Genomic DNA, 15,228 nt, shown 5'->3' on the forward strand with positions numbered 1-15,228 from the left:
CAACCCCGACGCACACCACCCACCTCACACCACCTGCCTCACACCACCCGGGTCGCGCCCGCGAACGGCATCTCGTCGATGGGGGCGATGCGTACCGGGGCCGAGGGGTTCGGGGCGTGGATCATCTTGCCGTTGCCGATGTAGAGGCCGACGTGGGTGATGCCGGAGTAGAAGAACACCAGGTCGCCGGGGCGGAGTTCGGAGCGGGGGACGCGTCGGCCGATGCCGATCTGGGCGTAGGTCGTGCGGGGCAGGGAGACCCCGGCGGAGCGGTAGGCGGCGAGGACCAGGCCCGAGCAGTCGAAGGCGTCGGGGCCGGTGGCGCCCCAGACGTAGGGGCTGCCGAGCTTGGAGTAGGCGAAGGAAACGGCCGCCGCCGCGCGGGAGTCGGGTGCGGCGGCGGTGGCCGTGCCGGGCGCCCGGAGGGGGGCGCGGGCGCCGGACGAAGCGCGTGAGGCGCGGTCGGCCGTTCCGGTGCCGCCGCCCAGGTCGGCCGCGATCCGGGCCCGTTCCGCCGCCGTCAGCCGGGAGAGCAGACCGCGGGCCGCGTCGAGCTTGTCGGTGACGGTCTTCTTGTGCTCCTTCAGCTCCGCCTTGCGGGCCTTGAGGGAGGACAGTTCGAGGCGGGCGGCGCCGCGCAGCTGCTCGATCTCGCGCAACTGCCGGCCCACGCGGGTGACGGCGGCGGACTGGCGGTCGCCGGCGCGTTCGGCGAAGGCGGCGCCGTCGAGGTACTGGTCGGGGTCGTCGGAGAGCGCCAGTTGCACGGCGGGGTCGAGGCCGCCGCTGCGGTACTGCGCCGCCGCGATCGTGCCCAGGGCCTCCCGTGCCTCGTTCAGCTTCTCCTCCTTGCGGGCCGCCTCGTCCCGCAGGGTCCGCAGACGCTGTTCGGCGGCGGTGGCCTTCTCCTGCGCGCCGTTGTACTGCTCGGTGGCCGTCTCCGCCTCCTGGTACAGCCTGTCCACCTTGACCTTGACCTGTGCGGTGGTCAGCTGGGGCTCGGCCTGGCCGGTTCCGTCGAAGGCCGTGGCGGTCGCCGCGCCCGCGAGGGCGAGGGTGAACGCCGTACGGGCCGTCTGGCCGCCGAGCGAGCGCTGTCGGGGCTTGCGGTGCGCTGCCACGTGGGACTGCACGTCCTTTCGTACGACCGCCTCGGCCGGGGGCGTCGACCGTCGTCAGGACGGACCCACGGCTGTCAGGCGGCCCCTCGGCCGTCGGGGGAGCGGACGGACGACCGAGGGAGGCGCTGACGTGTCCGGCGGCGGCCCGCACAGGGGGAGCGGGACGCCGCCGGACCTTCTCGGCGGTGGTGTCCGACTGCCGCCCCTGGCCGGGCGGCGGTGGGGAGCCGGTCACCTGGGGCAGGACGCTAGGCCCGGCGGTGTCGGGTCGGTGACCTGATGTGCGGAAAAGGCATGAGCGGACCACCGGCTGACAGTTTCTGCACGGCGGGCCGGGCCGGGGGCGTCGGGTTCGCGCGGCGCGATGATCGATGCCGCGATTCCGGGGCGGCCCGGCGTGGCGGGATGCTATGGACGCATATATGCGAGTGCCGGCACCGGGGGAGGGCCGGTGCCGGGAGGTGGGGGCCGGTGTCGGGTCGCGGGAGCCGGGCTGATTAGCATCCGGCCTCATGGACGTACTCATCCATCTTTTCGTCGGCCTCCACATCATCGGCATCGCCGCGCTCCTCGGCGGCTTCCTCACCCAGATGAAGGCGATGGGCCAGGGCACGGCCCGTTTCGTCCCCGCGATGCTGCACGGCGCCGCGACCATGCTGGTCACCGGGGTGATCCTGGTCGGCCTCAACCAGGCCGACGACCAGCCCCTGAACAACATCAAGATCGGGGTGAAGCTGGCGCTGCTGGTGGTGATCCTCGGCCTGGTCTATGTGAAGCGGGACGACGAGAAGGTGGAGAAGCCGCTGTTCGGCCTGGTGGGCCTGCTGACCGTGGCGAACATCTTCATCGCCGTCCTGTGGACCTGACAGCCCCGACGGATCCGCCGAACCCGGTGATCAGGGCCGCCGTGGCGACCGCCAGCCAGGCCGCCACCGCGACCCACAGCAGCACCTCCCCGGGCCCCTTCAGCCCCGGGACGTCGGCGGCGGTGGCGACGGACATCGTCGCCACCGCCGTCATCCCCAGCGGGAACACGGTCGCCCATCGCCGTACGTCGTAGCGCGGCCGTGGCCGGAGCACCTCGGCGGCGAGCAGGACGGCGTACCAGACGAGGGCGAGGACGAGCAGCGCGATCGTCATCCCGCGCAGGACGCCCCGGTCGTCGGCGTTCCACAGGTACAGCGCGTGGTCCGCGTCGATGAGCCGCGCCCCCGCGAGCGCCGAGACGGCGAGCGCCCCGCCGGCCACCCACTGGTCCCCGGCGCCCTCGGTGACCTGCCGCCAGTCGAACAGGATGAGCATGCCCACGTAGAGCAGCAGGCCGAGCCAGAACAGCACGAGCGCGGTGTGCGCGGGCCAGGAGAGGCTCTCGGCCTTCGCCAGGGTCGCGCCCAGCACCGCGAGCCCCTGGGTGGCCACGCAGCACAGGAACACGGCTCCGGGCAACCGGCGGGCCCGGTGGCTCAGGACGCGGCGGGCGAGCTGCCGTACGACATCCGTCATCAGCACCGGCCACAGTACGGCCGCCAGCGCCACCAGCGCCCAGGCCAAGGACTGCCGGCCCAGCGCCGAGACGCCCGTGCCGAGCACGGTCGTGGCGGCCACCGCGGTCAGCCCGGCCGGTGTGGCCGCCTCGGCCAGCCAGCGCCGGCGCTCCCACAGGAGGCGTACGGCGAAGTCTGCGGCCAGCGCCACCCAGGCGGCGGCGGCCAGCGCCAGCGCGGCGTGGGACAGGACCTCGTGCCTCGCCAGGCGCAGGCCGATCGACAGGATGCCGGTGGCCAGCACGGCGGCTCCGGCCGCCGGCGGACGCCGCGCCCACCAGGCGCGAAGGGAGGAGGTGCCGGGCATGGGCCCGATGCTAGGGACGTGAGGCGGCTCACGCGGCGGCACACGCGCGTAGTCGCAAAAAACGACCTGCACGCGTGTGCCCGCACAGGGCTCAGGCCGGGCGGACCACGCTGTGGATGCCCGACTCGCCGTCGTAGTAGATCGACTCCTCGCGCACGTACGCGCCCGGCTTCGGGGCGTGGATCATCATGCCGTTGCCGATGTAGATGCCGACGTGGCTCATGTCGTCGTAGAAGAAGACCAGGTCACCGGGGCGGGCGTCGGCGAGGGAGACGGTGGTGCCGGCGTTCACCTGGTCGTACGTGGTGCGCGGCAGGGAGACGCCGGCGGCCTTCCAGGCGGCCTGGGTGAGGCCGGAGCAGTCGTAGGAGTCGGGGCCGGTGGCGCCCCAGACGTACGGCTTGCCGATCTGCGCACGGGCGAACGCGAGCGCCTTCTCGGCCTTGGTGGTGTACGAGGCGTCCGACGACGACGAGGACGAGGAAGAAGACGAAGAAGAAGTCGAAGACGACGAAGAGGAGGACGTGCCGGTGTCCTGCTGGGCGGCCTGGGCCGCCTGTTGCCGTGCCAGCTCGGCCGCCTCGCGCGCGGCCTCCTCCTGCTTCTGCTTCTCGATCTCCGCCAGCCGCGCCTTCTCCTGGGCCGTCAGCTGCGCCAGCAGCTCGCGCGCGTCGCCGAGCTTCTTCTGGACGGAGGCCTTGGCGGTCTTCAGGTCGCTCTGGGCGTCGTTGAGCGTCGCCAGGCTCTCGGCGGCCTCCTGGCGCTTGCGCATCGTCTCCGACTGCTCGGTGACGTAGTCGTCGACGGCGCCCTTCTGGCGGTCGGTCAGCCGGCCCATCAGCTGCGTCTGGTCGAAGTAGTCCTGCGGGGAGTCCGCCAGCAGGAACGTCGCCGTGTCGGGCGCGGAGGCACCGGTGCGGTACTGGGCGGCGGCGAAGGAACCGAGTTCCTCGCGCGCCTCGTTGAGCTTCTGGGTGCGCCGGGCGACGTCGTCGAGGAGACCGTCCACCTGCTTGCGCTGCTTGGTCGTCTTCTCCTTGGCGGCGTTGTACTTCTCGGTCGCCGACTCCGCCTGGCGGTAGAGGTCGTCGACCTTCTTCTCGACCTCCTCCAGGCTCGGCTTGCCGTCGTCGGAGGGGGCGGCGTTCGCCGACTGGGAGAGCAGGGCCACGGAGGTGAGCGCGGCGGTGGCCAGGGCGGGCGTGCGTATGCCTGCCGCGCGGTTGCCCTTGAAGCGCGGCTTGCGGTGCTGCGACGCCAAGAGAGGCGACTCCTTCCATCGTCCGCCTACCGGGTTAGCTGTCGGGTTCGGGCGGATGGTTCGGAAGGGCGCCCTACGGCCGTCTCCCGCTGGGGAAGTCGGGCCGATTCACCCCGGGGTCTCGGTGGGTCCCCGGCTCCGGCTGCCTCACAGGGGGCGCACCGGACTCGGCGGAGGCCGTACGGCCCGGCGAGGTTCGCCGGTGGGGATCCGCGTGGCCTGCCCGGAACGGTAGCCAACTCGTGTGGCCCGTGTGAAGGTTGATGGGCGATATGCCCGATACATTTTTGTTACCTTGCGCAAAGCCGGGACATGGGATCACGTGCTGTGATATCGCCGCCTCGGAAGGTGAGGGCGGGGATGTTCGGGGGACGGCCGCGCGTTGTCAGTGGGGCACCCTAGACTCGGAGAGCGATGAGCAGCCTCTTTGACGACAGCTTCCTGGCGAACCTCCAGGCCCCCGCGGGCCATGAGGAGGAATCCCCGCCGCCGCCCGAGGACGATCACGTTCCGGAGTCGCTTCCGGACGATCTGTTCGGCGGGAAGTTCGACGCGCCCCCGGACCGGGACGCCTACTACCGCGACGGCGCCCCCCGCCCGGCGATCGACGCCGCCGCCCTCCTGGAGGGGCTCAACGACAACCAGCGCGCGGCCGTCGTCCACGCCGGCACCCCCCTGCTCATCGTCGCCGGCGCCGGCTCCGGCAAGACCCGTGTGCTCACCCACCGCATCGCCCACCTCCTCGCCGAGCGCGGCGTCCACCCGGGCCAGATCCTCGCGATCACCTTCACCAACAAGGCCGCGGGCGAGATGAAGGAGCGCGTCGAGCAGCTCGTCGGCCCGCGCGCGAACGCCATGTGGGTGATGACCTTCCACAGCGCGTGCGTGCGGATCCTGCGGCGCGAGTCGAAGAAGCTCGGCTTCACGTCCTCCTTCTCGATCTACGACGCCGCCGACTCCAAGCGGCTGATGGCCCTGGTCTGCCGCGACCTGGACCTCGACCCCAAGCGCTTCCCGCCGAAGTCCTTCAGCGCCAAGATCAGCAACCTGAAGAACGAGCTGATCGACGAGGAGGACTTCGCCGCCCAGGCCGGCGACGGCTTCGAGAAGACCCTCGCCCAGGCCTACGCGATGTACCAGTCCCGGCTCCGCGAGGCCAACGCGCTCGACTTCGACGACCTGATCATGACCACGGTCAATCTGCTGCGCGCCTTCCCCGATGTCGCCGAGCACTACCGCCGCCGCTTCCGCCATGTCCTCGTCGACGAGTACCAGGACACCAACCACGCCCAGTACGCCCTGGTCAGGGAGCTGGTCGGCACCTCCGAGCACCCGGTCGACGTACCGCCCAACGACTACGACATACCGCCCGCCGAGCTCTGCGTCGTCGGTGACGCCGACCAGTCGATCTACGCCTTCCGCGGCGCGACGATCCGCAACATCCTCCAGTTCGAGGAGGACTACGCGGACGCGACGACGATCCTGCTGGAGCAGAACTACCGCTCCACGCAGACGATCCTGTCCGCCGCCAACGCCGTCATCGAGCGCAACGAGTCCCGCCGCCCCAAGAACCTGTGGACCAACGCGGGCGCGGGCGCGCGCATCACCGGCTATGTCGCCGACACCGAGCACGACGAGGCGCAGTTCGTCGCCGACGAGATAGACCGCCTCACCGACGCGGGCGACGCCAGGTCGGGCGATGTCGCGGTCTTCTACCGCACCAACGCCCAGTCCCGTGTCTTCGAAGAGGTCTTCATCCGCGTCGGCCTGCCCTACAAGGTCGTCGGCGGCGTCCGCTTCTACGAGCGCAAGGAGGTCCGGGACGTCCTGGCCTATCTGCGCGTCCTCGCCAACCCGGAGGACTCCGTCCCGCTGCGCCGGATCCTCAACGTCCCCAAGCGGGGAATCGGCGAGCGCGCCGAGGCGATGATCGACGCCCTCTCCCAGCGCGAGAAGATCAGCTTCCCGCAGGCGCTCAAGCGCGTCGACGAGGCCTACGGCATGGCCGCGCGGTCGACGAACGCGGTGAAGCGGTTCAACGTGCTGATGGAGGAGCTGCGGACGATCGTCGAGTCCGGAGCGGGCCCCGCGACCGTCCTGGAGGCCGTGCTCGAACGCACCGGCTACCTGGCCGAGTTGCAGGCCTCCACCGACCCGCAGGACGAGACCCGCATCGAGAACCTCCAGGAACTCGCCGCTGTCGCCCTGGAGTTCGAGCAGGAGCAGGCCGAGGGGGAGGGCGCTGCCGCCGGGGGGCTCGCCGCCTTCCTGGAGCGGGTCGCGCTCGTCGCCGACTCCGACCAGATCCCCGACGAGGACGAGGAGGGCTCCGGCGTCATCACCCTGATGACCCTGCACACCGCCAAGGGCCTGGAGTTCCCGGTCGTCTTCCTCACCGGTATGGAGGACGGCGTGTTCCCGCACATGCGCGCCCTCGGCCAGGCCAAGGAGCTCGAGGAGGAGCGCCGCCTGGCCTATGTGGGCATCACGCGCGCGCGGGAGCGGCTCTACCTCACGCGGTCCTCGCTGCGCAGCGCCTGGGGCCAGCCGTCGTACAACCCGCCCTCCCGGTTCCTGGAGGAGATCCCGGCGACCCATGTGGACTGGAAGCGGACGGGGGCGAGCGCGCCCGTGTCCTCCGGTCCGGTGTCCGGCGTGGCGGCCTCGCTGTCCTCGTCCCGCTCGCGCTCCTCGGCCGCCGGTGCCTCCGGCTTCGCGACCCGCCGGGGCGCGACGGAGAAGCCGGTCGTCGCGCTGGCCGTCGGTGACCGCGTCACCCACGACCAGTTCGGGCTGGGCACGGTCGTCGGCGTGAAGGGCACGGGAGGGAACGCGGAGGCGACCATCGACTTCGGCGACAGCAAGCCCAAGCGGCTGCTGCTGCGGTACGCGCCGGTCGAGAAGCTGTAGACAGCCGCAGCGCACATGAGTGAGCCCCCGCGTGCATGGCGGGGGCTCGGGGGCTCATCGCACCACAGGCGGTCGAGGCGTTACGTCGGGTCCAGCCCGTGGCTGCGCAGCCACGGCAGCGGGTCTATCGGCGAACCGCCGGCCGGCCGGACCTCGAAGTGCAGGTGCGGGCCGGTGGAGTTGCCCGAGTTCCCGGAGTAGGCGATCGGATCGCCGGCCTTCACCGTCGAACCGGAGGCGACCCGGTAGGTGGAGAGGTGGCAGTACCAGGTCTCCGTGCCGTCCTTGGCCGTCACGATCAGCATGTTGCCGTAGGCGCTGTTCCACTGCGTCCGTACGGTGCCGTCGGTCGCCGACATCACCGTCGTGCCGTAGGAGACGGGGAAGTCGATGCCGGTGTGCTGGGACATCCAGTTGACGCCGGCCTGGCCGAAGTAGGCGCTCAGTCCGCGCTGGGCGACCGGGAGGGCGTACTTCGGGCGCAGCCGCTCCTTGCGGGCCGCCTCCGCCGCCGCCTTCTTCTTCTCGGCCGCCTGCTGTTCCTTGAGGTCGATGCGTTCCTGCGTCCGGCTGGCCCGGTCGGCGAAGTTGTCGGCCTCGGCACTGAGCGTCTCGAGCTGGGAGTCCAGCTTGTTGTTGGCGGCGGACGGCTTCACCGGCTGCGCGTCCGAGGCGGTGGCCGTGGTGTCCTTGTCGTCGCCGCCGGTCAGCGTGCCGACGGAGGCCGCGGCGATGCCGGCGACACCCATCACGCACGCCGAGGGCACGGCCACGGTGAGCAGCGCGGAGCGCTTCGGGGGCGTACGGCGGCGCGAGCGGCTCGAGTTGCGGGCGGCCGCGCGGGTGGCGGGCGCCGGCGCGATCTCCTCCTGGTCGTCCAGGAGGGGGTGCTCGGACACCGCGGGAAGCTCGCCGGTGGCGGACAACTCGCCGCCGTCGGCAGCCTGTTCGTCGTGGCCGACCGCCTCGAAGGTGGCGGTGGCCTGCTGGTCGAAGGGGACCTCGGCCGGCTGCTCGTACGCGTCGGACGCGGTGCCGGTCTCGCTGTCGCCGCCGGAGTTCCACTGCGTGGCGTCGTAGGCGCCGGTCTCGAAGATCTGGGTGCCCCACTCCCAGTGCTGGGTCTGGTCGGCGGGGTTGCCGGACTGGTCCGGCTGGAGCCAGGCGTTCGCGTCCCACTGGCCGCCGGTGTCGGACACCGAGGTCTGCGGCGGTACGAGCGGGAGCTGCTGGTGGCCGGTCGGCCAGCCGGTCGTGTCGTAGGCGCCCGAGTCGTAGGCGGCGTGGTGCTGGGCCGCGTACGGGTCGTAGTGCAGGGCGTGGTGGCCGCTCGTGTCGTGGAGCTGGTGGCCGCCGGTGTCGACCACGGTCGGCTGGGCGCCGACGTTCCACTGCCCGGTGCCGTAGGCGTTGTCGCCGATGCTCGCGGTGCCGTCGCCGGGGAGACCGCCGTAGAGGGGGTCGGCCGGGAAGTGGCCGGTGTGCTGGGCGCCGGTGTCGTAGCCGTGGTACGTGGTGAAGCCGTCGTACGAGGCTTCCTGGGTGCCGTACGACGCGTAGGGCGCGGAGTCGGCGTCGGAAGCCGGAGTCGGGGTGGTCATGGTCCCCGACGGGTGACGGTCGTTCACCAACTTCTCTCTCGCCTCGACAACAGGGGCTGCCAGAGCAGTGCGGCGACTGTACCCGGCGGTATGCGGGCGCGACAATCTTCCGCAGGTTTCGTGCTCGAAGGAAACGGGCAATCGGCCGTGTTTCGGGGGACGGCGGACGCGGGTTTGGCCTTATGTTCGAAGACTGTTCGAGGCGAGGCGGGTCTCGAACGTCTATCGAATCCCTTCGAACGGTTGCCGGGCGGGTCTCACGCCACCGTCAGACCGCCGGTGCGCGGGTCGGCCGTGGCCGTCTCGGAGGTGTCGAGGGCCTGCCGTATGCCGGTCGCGACCGCCGGATGCACGGGCAGGGCGAGATGGCCGATTCCCGTCACCCGGACGTTCTGCGCGAGCAGGTCGGGGTGGTCGATCCGGGCCGTCTCCAGCGGGTCCATCAGATGGTCGAGGTCGCTCCAGAAGCTGACGAACTGCGTACGGCAGCCGGGCGCGGGCCGGGACAGCTCCTCGATGACCTCCGAGCCGGGGCGCATCTGGCGCACGATGGGGTGCGCGTTCGCCAGCGGCACCGCCTTGGTGCCCGCGTGCGGGGTACCGAGCGTGACCAGCGTGCGGACCCGGACGTCACCGCCCAGCCGCTGCACGTAGTACCGGGCGATCAGACCGCCCAGGCTGTGCCCGACGACATCGACCCGGGCGCTGCCGGTGCGCTCGCATATCTCCTCTATGTGCCGCCCGAGCAGCTCGGCCGCCGTACGGATGTCGCAGGTCAGCGGCGAGTAGTTCAGCGACTCGACGCGGTGCCTGCCGTGCTGGGCGAGGCTGCGGCGCAGCAGCACGAAGACCGAGCGGTTGTCGATGAAACCGTGCAGCAGGACGACCGGGAGCGGGGCCGGGGTGGGAAGCGGTGTGGGGCACTCGGTGCCAGTTTTGTTCGATGCGTTGTTCTCTCCGGGCGGAAGCGCGGCGCGACGCCGCTCCTGGGCGATGCCGGAGGGGTAGAGCAGGAGGTGGCCGGCGAGGATCGCGAGGTCCAGGACGGTGGCCTTCAGCAGGGCCGTGGAGAGCCCGGCCAGCCTGCCGGGGATGTTCGGAAGGCTCGGAAGGTCCGGCAGCAGACGCCGGTAGAGCGGAAGAAAGGGCTGCAGCACCCTGGTGACCTGCATCGCCGACCTCCTGTCGGCACACGCCGAGGACGTCTCTGTCCCCCGTGTGCCCTCGTGGAAGTCGCGGCGGAGGAGATCGGCTGCCGGGCGGCCGGCGGGGTCCTTGGCCCCGGGGGTCGGTCGCGCCGGCACCGATGCGCCGTACCGCCGCGGCGCGCGGTCTGCGGCGCGGCGGTACGGCGATCTCGTGTGCGGCTCCCGTTACTGTCCCATCGTGTGATTTTCCCGTTGCTCCATGCCACGAAACGGCCGGTTGCGGGATGCTGGGGATAACGTTCGTTCACTTCCCCGGGTGTGTGGCACGGGGTGTCCGGGCCGTCGAGAGCGGGCGGAGTCGCTTCTGGGAGGCAGTCATGCGTGTGGCATCCGGCCCGATCCGCGTGGTGGTGGCCAAGCCCGGACTCGACGGCCACGACCGCGGCGCCAAGGTGATCGCCAGGGCGCTGCGCGACGCCGGCATGGAGGTCGTCTACACCGGGCTCCACCAGACCCCCGAGCAGATCGTCGGCACGGCGATCCAGGAGGACGCCGACGCGATCGGGCTGTCCATCCTGTCCGGGGCGCACAACACGCTCTTCCCCGCGGTGATCGGACTGCTCCGGGAGCGGGACGCCGCGGACATCCTGGTCTTCGGCGGCGGGATCATCCCCGAGGCGGACATCGCCCCGCTGAAGGAGAAGGGCGTCGCGGAGATCTTCACCCCCGGGACGACCATGGCGGCGATCGTGGAGTGGGTCCGGCAGAACGTGGGGCAGCCGACGGAGGCCTAGACGGCCATGGGTGACGGCCGGCCCGGCTGCCGCCCTCACGGCGGGGCCGCTCCCAGTTCCTGTGCCATCACCGCCCTCAGCCGCAAGGTCGTCCCCAGACGCTGGAACGCCTCCGCCCAGTAGCCCCCGGCCCCGGGGGACGCGTCCTCCGATTCGTCGGGCACGGCGAGCAGGGCGTCCAGCCGGGAAGCCTCCGAGGGGTCGAGACAGCGCTCGGCGAGGCCCATCACCCCGCTGAAGCTCCACGGGTAACTCCCGGCGTCCCGCGCGATGTTGAGGGCGTCGACCACCGCACGGCCGAGCGGCGCGGCCCACGGCACCGCGCACACGCCGAGCAGCTGGAACGCCTCCGACAGACCGTGCGTCGCGATGAACCCGGCCACCCACGCCGCTCGTTCGCCCACCGGCAGGGTGCCCAGCAGTTTGGCCCGCTCGGCGAGCGAGACCGCGCCCGGGCCGCCCGCCCCGGGCGCGGACGGCGGCCCGAGCAGCGCCCGCGACCAGGCTGCGTCCCGCTGCCGTACGGCGGCCCGGCACCAGGCCGCGTGCAGCTCGCCCAGCCAGTCGTCGGCCACCGGGAGCGCCACGATCCGCTCCGGGGTACGACCGCCCAGCCGGGCCGGCCAGGCGGCGAGCGGGGCCGCCTCCACCAACTGGCCCAGCCACCAGGACCGCTCACCCCGGCCGGCCGGGGCCTTGGGGGCGACGCCGTCGCGTTCCATGTCCGCGTCACACGCATGGGGCGCCTCGACGACGAGCGTCGGCGTGTCGCCGGTGTGGTCGACGGCCACGCACGCCCCGGCCCGGACCGCCATCCGCCCGGCGAGCGCCGAACCCGGCAGCGCCGACAGCAACTCGGCCGCCGTCGCCCGCACATTGCGGCTGCGGTCCGCCAGCGCCGCCTCCAGGAACGGCTCGTCCCGCTCGCCGAGCCCCGCGCGCAGCGAGTCGAGGAACATCAGCCGGTCCTCGGCGCGCTCCGTCGGCCAGGTCGACTCCAGCAGTGCGCGGGCCGCGCCGGGGGCCCGGGAGCGCAGCGAGGCGAGCAGGGCGACCCGCTCGGCGAACAGGCCCTCCTGCCACAGCTTCTCGATCCGCCCGGTCTCCTGCGGACCCGGCAGCGAGGCGTCCCCGCCCGGCGCGGCGCGCAGCGCGAACCGCCACTCCGGGTTCAGCCGGGCCAGCCACAGGGCCCGCGGGCCCGCGAACCGCAGCGCCGCCGGACGCAGATCCGTACGCCCGCGTGCCGCGTCGAGCAGCGCGGGCAGGGCCTCGGCGGGGGGCGCGTACCCGTGCGCGTTCGCCAACGCCAGCCATTGGGGCAGCAGCTCCACGAGGTCCGGTGCCGTGCCCCTGCGCCCGGCTCCGCCGGTGCCGGGCCGGTCGGCGAGCAGCAGCGCGAGTCTCCGGGCCGCCGGAGCGGGCAGCGTGGGGCGAGGGTCGGCGGGGGCCGGTTCCGGGCGGGTCGCGGCCCGGCCCGGACGCAGCCCGGCCCGCCGCCGTACGGTCTCGGCCGCCGCCGCGTCCAGCAGCGCGGACGGCGCCGGACGGCCTGCGGCGGATGCGGGAGACGTACGGCGGTCCGTGCCCAGGAGAGCCGTGGTGACCAGGTCCTCCCAGGTGAGGGCAGGATCCGTGAAGGGAGTGGGGGCGGGCGCGGCGATGGGTGTCGGGGTGGGGTGCAGGGGTGTCCCCTCTGTGTCGGGCACGGCGGGATCCGTCTCGGGCACGGCGGGATCTGTCTCGGGCACGGCCGGATCCGTCTCGGGCACGGCGGGATCTGCCTCGGTCACAGCCGGACCGCCTCTCCGGGGCCGGCCGGCCAGGCGGTCAGAGGGGTGAAACCCCGGTGGCCGCACTCGCCGAACACCGTCACCGGGGCCCCGCCCGAGAGGGCGACCAGCCGCCACAGCCCGGCGCGGGCGGCGGCCGCGGGGGTGAGCGGAAGCGCCGTGTCCCCGTCGGCGTCGGCGAGTTGCCAGGACGGGCCGTCCGGGGTCGGCACGACGCCGTCCAGGGTCACCGGGACGGACTCCTGCCAGGGGTCGTCGCGCAGCGACGCGCCGTAGAGCGCGGCCGCCCCGGCCGTCGTCACTCCCGGCGGGCGGGCCGTGGTCGGTGCCGGTGGCGCGAACTGCTCGCCCAGCGCCGCCCGTCGCCGCCCGGTGCCCGGATAGGCGGACAGCTCCGCGTCCAGGGCCAGACCGACCGGCAGCGCGAGGTCGGGGGCGCGCCCGGCGGCGCCGTAGGAGAGGACGAGGGCCGTGCGGCCCGAGGCGATGCCGTGCAGCCAGATCCGGCGGGTCGTCAGTTTCGGGTCCGGCGTGTCGTGCTGGGCGAGAACCAGCCAGTGGTCGCGCAGCGGCGGCCCGGCCGGCCGGGCGGTCAGGCCGACACGGGAGCGGACCGTGGCGGCCAGGGCGTCCGGGAGCCGCTCACGGTGCAGCCAGCCCTGGTCGAGGAGGTGGAGCAGGGCGCACTCCTCCAGCAGCCGGACCGGCCAGTCGGGGCCGGACCCCGGGATCGACCCCAACTCCCGCACCCGCGCCGCCAGTCCGGGGGCCTGCGCGTCGACCATGCGGGCCGCCGTCTCCTCCCACAGCCCGTACCCCGCCTGCTCGGCCGAGGCGAGGCCGGAGCGCAGGAGATCGGCCAGTCGCTGCTCCAGCTCCGTAGCCCCCGCGGTGATCCGCTCGGCGCGCCGCTCCGCCCTCCGGCGCGCCGCCTCCGGATCGGCCGGTCCTGAGCCGGGACCCGCCGCGCCCACCTCCCCGTTCTCCCGCGTACGCCCCTGCCGCCGCGCGATCCACTTCTCGGCCCAGTCCGGCGCCGGCCCCACCGGGACGGCCGCCTCCCCGGCCGACCGGAGCAGCAGCAGACCGAGCGCGTGCTTGCACGGGACCTTGCGGCTCGGGCAGCTGCACGCGAACCCCGGGCCGGGGGCACCGGGCGCGTCCGAGGTGTCGACGACCGTGCGGTACGCCACGCCGCCGCTGCCGTCGCACACCCCCCACACCGTCCCCTCCCGCGACCTGCCCGTCCCGGACCACGCCCCGGCCACGCCGAGTTTGCTCCCGGCTTTGCGTGACGCGGAGTCAGGCGCCAGTGCCAGCACCCGGTCCGCGGTCCAGCGCACCTCCTGCTGAGTCATGTCGTCGACGGTAGGCCCTCCCACTGACAATCGGCCCGGCGAGCCTCGGCCGCACCCCCGCCACACCCCCGATCCGCAGCGTTTCCGCAGGTCGCAACGCATTGTCAGTGGGGTGGTGCACGGTGGACACCAGACCCGAACCGGCCGAGCTGGAGGGGGACCTCAGCCATGTCCGTGTCCGTAGACCCGACGTTCGTGAAACCCGGTCAGACCCAACCCGCGGAGGCGTTGCGGCCGCACGCCGAACACGCCTTCGCCGATGAACTCGCCGCGCTCGCCGCCCAGGACGACCGGCCGCGCCCGGCCCGTTGGAAGCTGTCGCCGTGGGCCGTCGCCACCTATCTCCTCGGCGGCACCCTGCCCGACGGCACGGCGATCACACCGAAGTACGTGGGCCCGCGCCGCATCGTCGAGGTGGCCGTCAGCACCCTCGCCACCGACCGCGCCCTGCTGCTGCTCGGCGTGCCCGGAACCGCCAAGACCTGGGTGTCCGAGCACCTGGCCGCGGCGGTCAGCGGGGACTCGACCCTGCTTGTGCAGGGCACGGCGGGCACCCCCGAGGAGGCCATCCGCTACGGCTGGAACTATGCGCAGCTGCTGGCGCACGGCCCGAGCCGGGACGCCCTCGTCCCCAGTCCCGTCATGCGCGCCATGGGGGAGGGGGCGACGGTCCGCGTCGAGGAATTGACTCGCGTCCCCGCCGACGTTCAGGACACACTCATCACCATCCTGTCGGAGAAGACGCTGCCGATACCTGAACTGGGGCAGGAGGTTCAGGCGGTTCGCGGCTTCAACCTGATCGCCACTGCCAACGATCGGGACCGCGGGGTCAATGAACTGTCCAGCGCTCTGCGCCGCCGCTTCAACACGGTGGTGCTGCCGCTGCCGGCGAGTGTCGACGCCGAAGTCGACATCGTGGCACGGCGTGTCGACCAGATCGGCCGCTCCCTCGAGCTGCCGGCCGTGCCGCACGGGGTCGACGAGATCCGTCGCGTGGTGACCGTCTTCCGCGAACTGCGGGACGGGATCACCGGCGACGGCCGAACCAAGCTGAAGTCTCCCAGCGGCACGTTGTCCACGGCCGAAGCCATCTCCGTCGTCACCAGCGGTCTCGCCCTGGCCGCGCACTTCGGCGACGGTGTGCTCCGGCCCGGCGACCTCGCCGCGGGAATCCTCGGCGCGGTCGTCCGCGATCAGGCCGCCGACCGGGTCGTCTGGCAGGAGTACCTGGAGACGGTGCTCCGCGAACGCGACGGCTGGGGCGACCTCTACCGCGCCTGCAGGGAGGTGAGTGCGTGAACCGGAACGACAAGGACTCGAGATGGCCGCGGTTGCGACCGGTACCGAAGGGGGGTGAGCACATGAACCGCATGAACGACGACAAGGACTCG

Annotated in this window: 11 protein-coding genes and 1 riboswitch; of the genes, 4 read left to right on the forward strand and 7 right to left on the reverse strand. The window is 72.7% G+C overall.

Features of this window, described 5'->3' with window-relative positions; genetic code table 11:
- Window positions 1–38: 38 nt before the first annotated feature.
- Window positions 39–1,121 carry an NlpC/P60 family protein gene (locus ABZ490_RS18400; RefSeq protein ID WP_358990847.1) on the reverse strand — a complete coding sequence of 361 codons (1,083 nt, stop codon included), beginning with the start codon at window positions 1,119–1,121 and terminating at the stop codon, window positions 39–41.
- Window positions 1,122–1,633: 512 nt separating this feature from the next.
- Between ABZ490_RS18400 and ABZ490_RS18405 the strand changes: the two genes are divergently transcribed.
- Entirely contained in the window at window positions 1,634–1,987 is a 354-nt protein-coding gene (locus ABZ490_RS18405; RefSeq protein ID WP_055632905.1) for a hypothetical protein, read from the forward strand.
- On the opposite strand, the gene ABZ490_RS18410 is transcribed toward ABZ490_RS18405, so the two are convergent.
- Together ABZ490_RS18410 and ABZ490_RS18415 are read right to left on the reverse strand one after the other, a co-directional pair.
- A complete protein-coding gene (locus ABZ490_RS18410) occupies window positions 1,965–2,972 on the reverse strand; it encodes a tellurite resistance/C4-dicarboxylate transporter family protein (protein ID WP_358990850.1) in 1,008 nt (335 codons plus the stop codon). The genes ABZ490_RS18405 and ABZ490_RS18410 overlap by 23 nt on opposite strands.
- A 91-nt stretch (window positions 2,973–3,063) precedes the next feature.
- Window positions 3,064–4,233: an NlpC/P60 family protein gene (locus ABZ490_RS18415; protein WP_358990853.1), complete on the reverse strand. Its 1,170-nt coding sequence runs from the start codon at window positions 4,231–4,233 to the stop codon at window positions 3,064–3,066.
- Window positions 4,234–4,240: 7 nt separating this feature from the next.
- Window positions 4,241–4,416: riboswitch (cyclic di-AMP (ydaO/yuaA leader) on the reverse strand.
- A gap of 231 nt (window positions 4,417–4,647) precedes the next feature.
- Here ABZ490_RS18415 and pcrA point away from each other — a divergent pair.
- Window positions 4,648–7,143 carry a DNA helicase PcrA gene (gene pcrA / locus ABZ490_RS18420; protein WP_358990856.1) on the forward strand — a complete coding sequence of 832 codons (2,496 nt, stop codon included), beginning with the start codon at window positions 4,648–4,650 and terminating at the stop codon, window positions 7,141–7,143.
- An 80-nt stretch (window positions 7,144–7,223) separates the two neighbouring features.
- Here pcrA and ABZ490_RS18425 read toward each other — a convergent pair whose 3' ends face one another.
- Window positions 7,224–8,744: a M23 family metallopeptidase gene (locus tag ABZ490_RS18425; RefSeq protein WP_358990858.1), complete on the reverse strand. Its 1,521-nt coding sequence runs from the start codon at window positions 8,742–8,744 to the stop codon at window positions 7,224–7,226.
- Between the two features lie 257 nt (window positions 8,745–9,001).
- Entirely contained in the window at window positions 9,002–9,916 is a 915-nt protein-coding gene (locus ABZ490_RS18430) for an alpha/beta fold hydrolase (RefSeq protein WP_358990861.1), read from the reverse strand.
- 353 nt (window positions 9,917–10,269) lie between these two features.
- Between ABZ490_RS18430 and ABZ490_RS18435 the strand changes: the two genes are divergently transcribed.
- Entirely contained in the window at window positions 10,270–10,686 is a 417-nt protein-coding gene (locus tag ABZ490_RS18435) for a cobalamin B12-binding domain-containing protein (protein ID WP_358990864.1), read from the forward strand.
- 35 nt (window positions 10,687–10,721) lie between these two features.
- On the opposite strand, the gene ABZ490_RS18440 is transcribed toward ABZ490_RS18435, so the two are convergent.
- Both ABZ490_RS18440 and ABZ490_RS18445 read right to left on the reverse strand, forming a co-directional pair.
- The gene (locus ABZ490_RS18440; protein ID WP_358990957.1) at window positions 10,722–12,350 is read right to left on the reverse strand and encodes a DUF5691 domain-containing protein; all 1,629 of its coding nucleotides are present in this window, start codon (window positions 12,348–12,350) and stop codon (window positions 10,722–10,724) included.
- Between the two features lie 125 nt (window positions 12,351–12,475).
- Window positions 12,476–13,837 (reverse strand): SWIM zinc finger family protein, encoded by a 1,362-nt coding sequence (locus tag ABZ490_RS18445; protein WP_358990867.1) that lies wholly within the window; start codon window positions 13,835–13,837, stop codon window positions 12,476–12,478.
- 168 nt (window positions 13,838–14,005) lie between these two features.
- Between ABZ490_RS18445 and ABZ490_RS18450 the strand changes: the two genes are divergently transcribed.
- Entirely contained in the window at window positions 14,006–15,136 is a 1,131-nt protein-coding gene (locus ABZ490_RS18450) for an AAA family ATPase (protein WP_358990870.1), read from the forward strand.
- Window positions 15,137–15,228 lie beyond the last annotated feature (92 nt).

It is taken from the genome of Streptomyces sp. NPDC005811, from assembly GCF_040630405.1.
Taxonomy (GTDB): domain Bacteria; phylum Actinomycetota; class Actinomycetes; order Streptomycetales; family Streptomycetaceae; genus Streptomyces.

Coding starts and splice junctions, on each gene's coding strand:
- ABZ490_RS18445 (WP_358990867.1), bottom strand. CDS start 13,837: ATGACTCAGCAGGAGGTGCGCTGGACCGCGGACCGGGTGCTGGCACTG.
- pcrA (WP_358990856.1), top strand. CDS start 4,648: ATGAGCAGCCTCTTTGACGACAGCTTCCTGGCGAACCTCCAGGCCCCC.
- ABZ490_RS18435 (WP_358990864.1), top strand. CDS start 10,270: ATGCGTGTGGCATCCGGCCCGATCCGCGTGGTGGTGGCCAAGCCCGGA.
- ABZ490_RS18405 (WP_055632905.1), top strand. CDS start 1,634: ATGGACGTACTCATCCATCTTTTCGTCGGCCTCCACATCATCGGCATC.
- ABZ490_RS18430 (WP_358990861.1), bottom strand. CDS start 9,916: ATGCAGGTCACCAGGGTGCTGCAGCCCTTTCTTCCGCTCTACCGGCGT.
- ABZ490_RS18450 (WP_358990870.1), top strand. CDS start 14,006: ATGTCCGTGTCCGTAGACCCGACGTTCGTGAAACCCGGTCAGACCCAA.
- ABZ490_RS18425 (WP_358990858.1), bottom strand. CDS start 8,744: ATGACCACCCCGACTCCGGCTTCCGACGCCGACTCCGCGCCCTACGCG.
- ABZ490_RS18410 (WP_358990850.1), bottom strand. CDS start 2,972: ATGCCCGGCACCTCCTCCCTTCGCGCCTGGTGGGCGCGGCGTCCGCCG.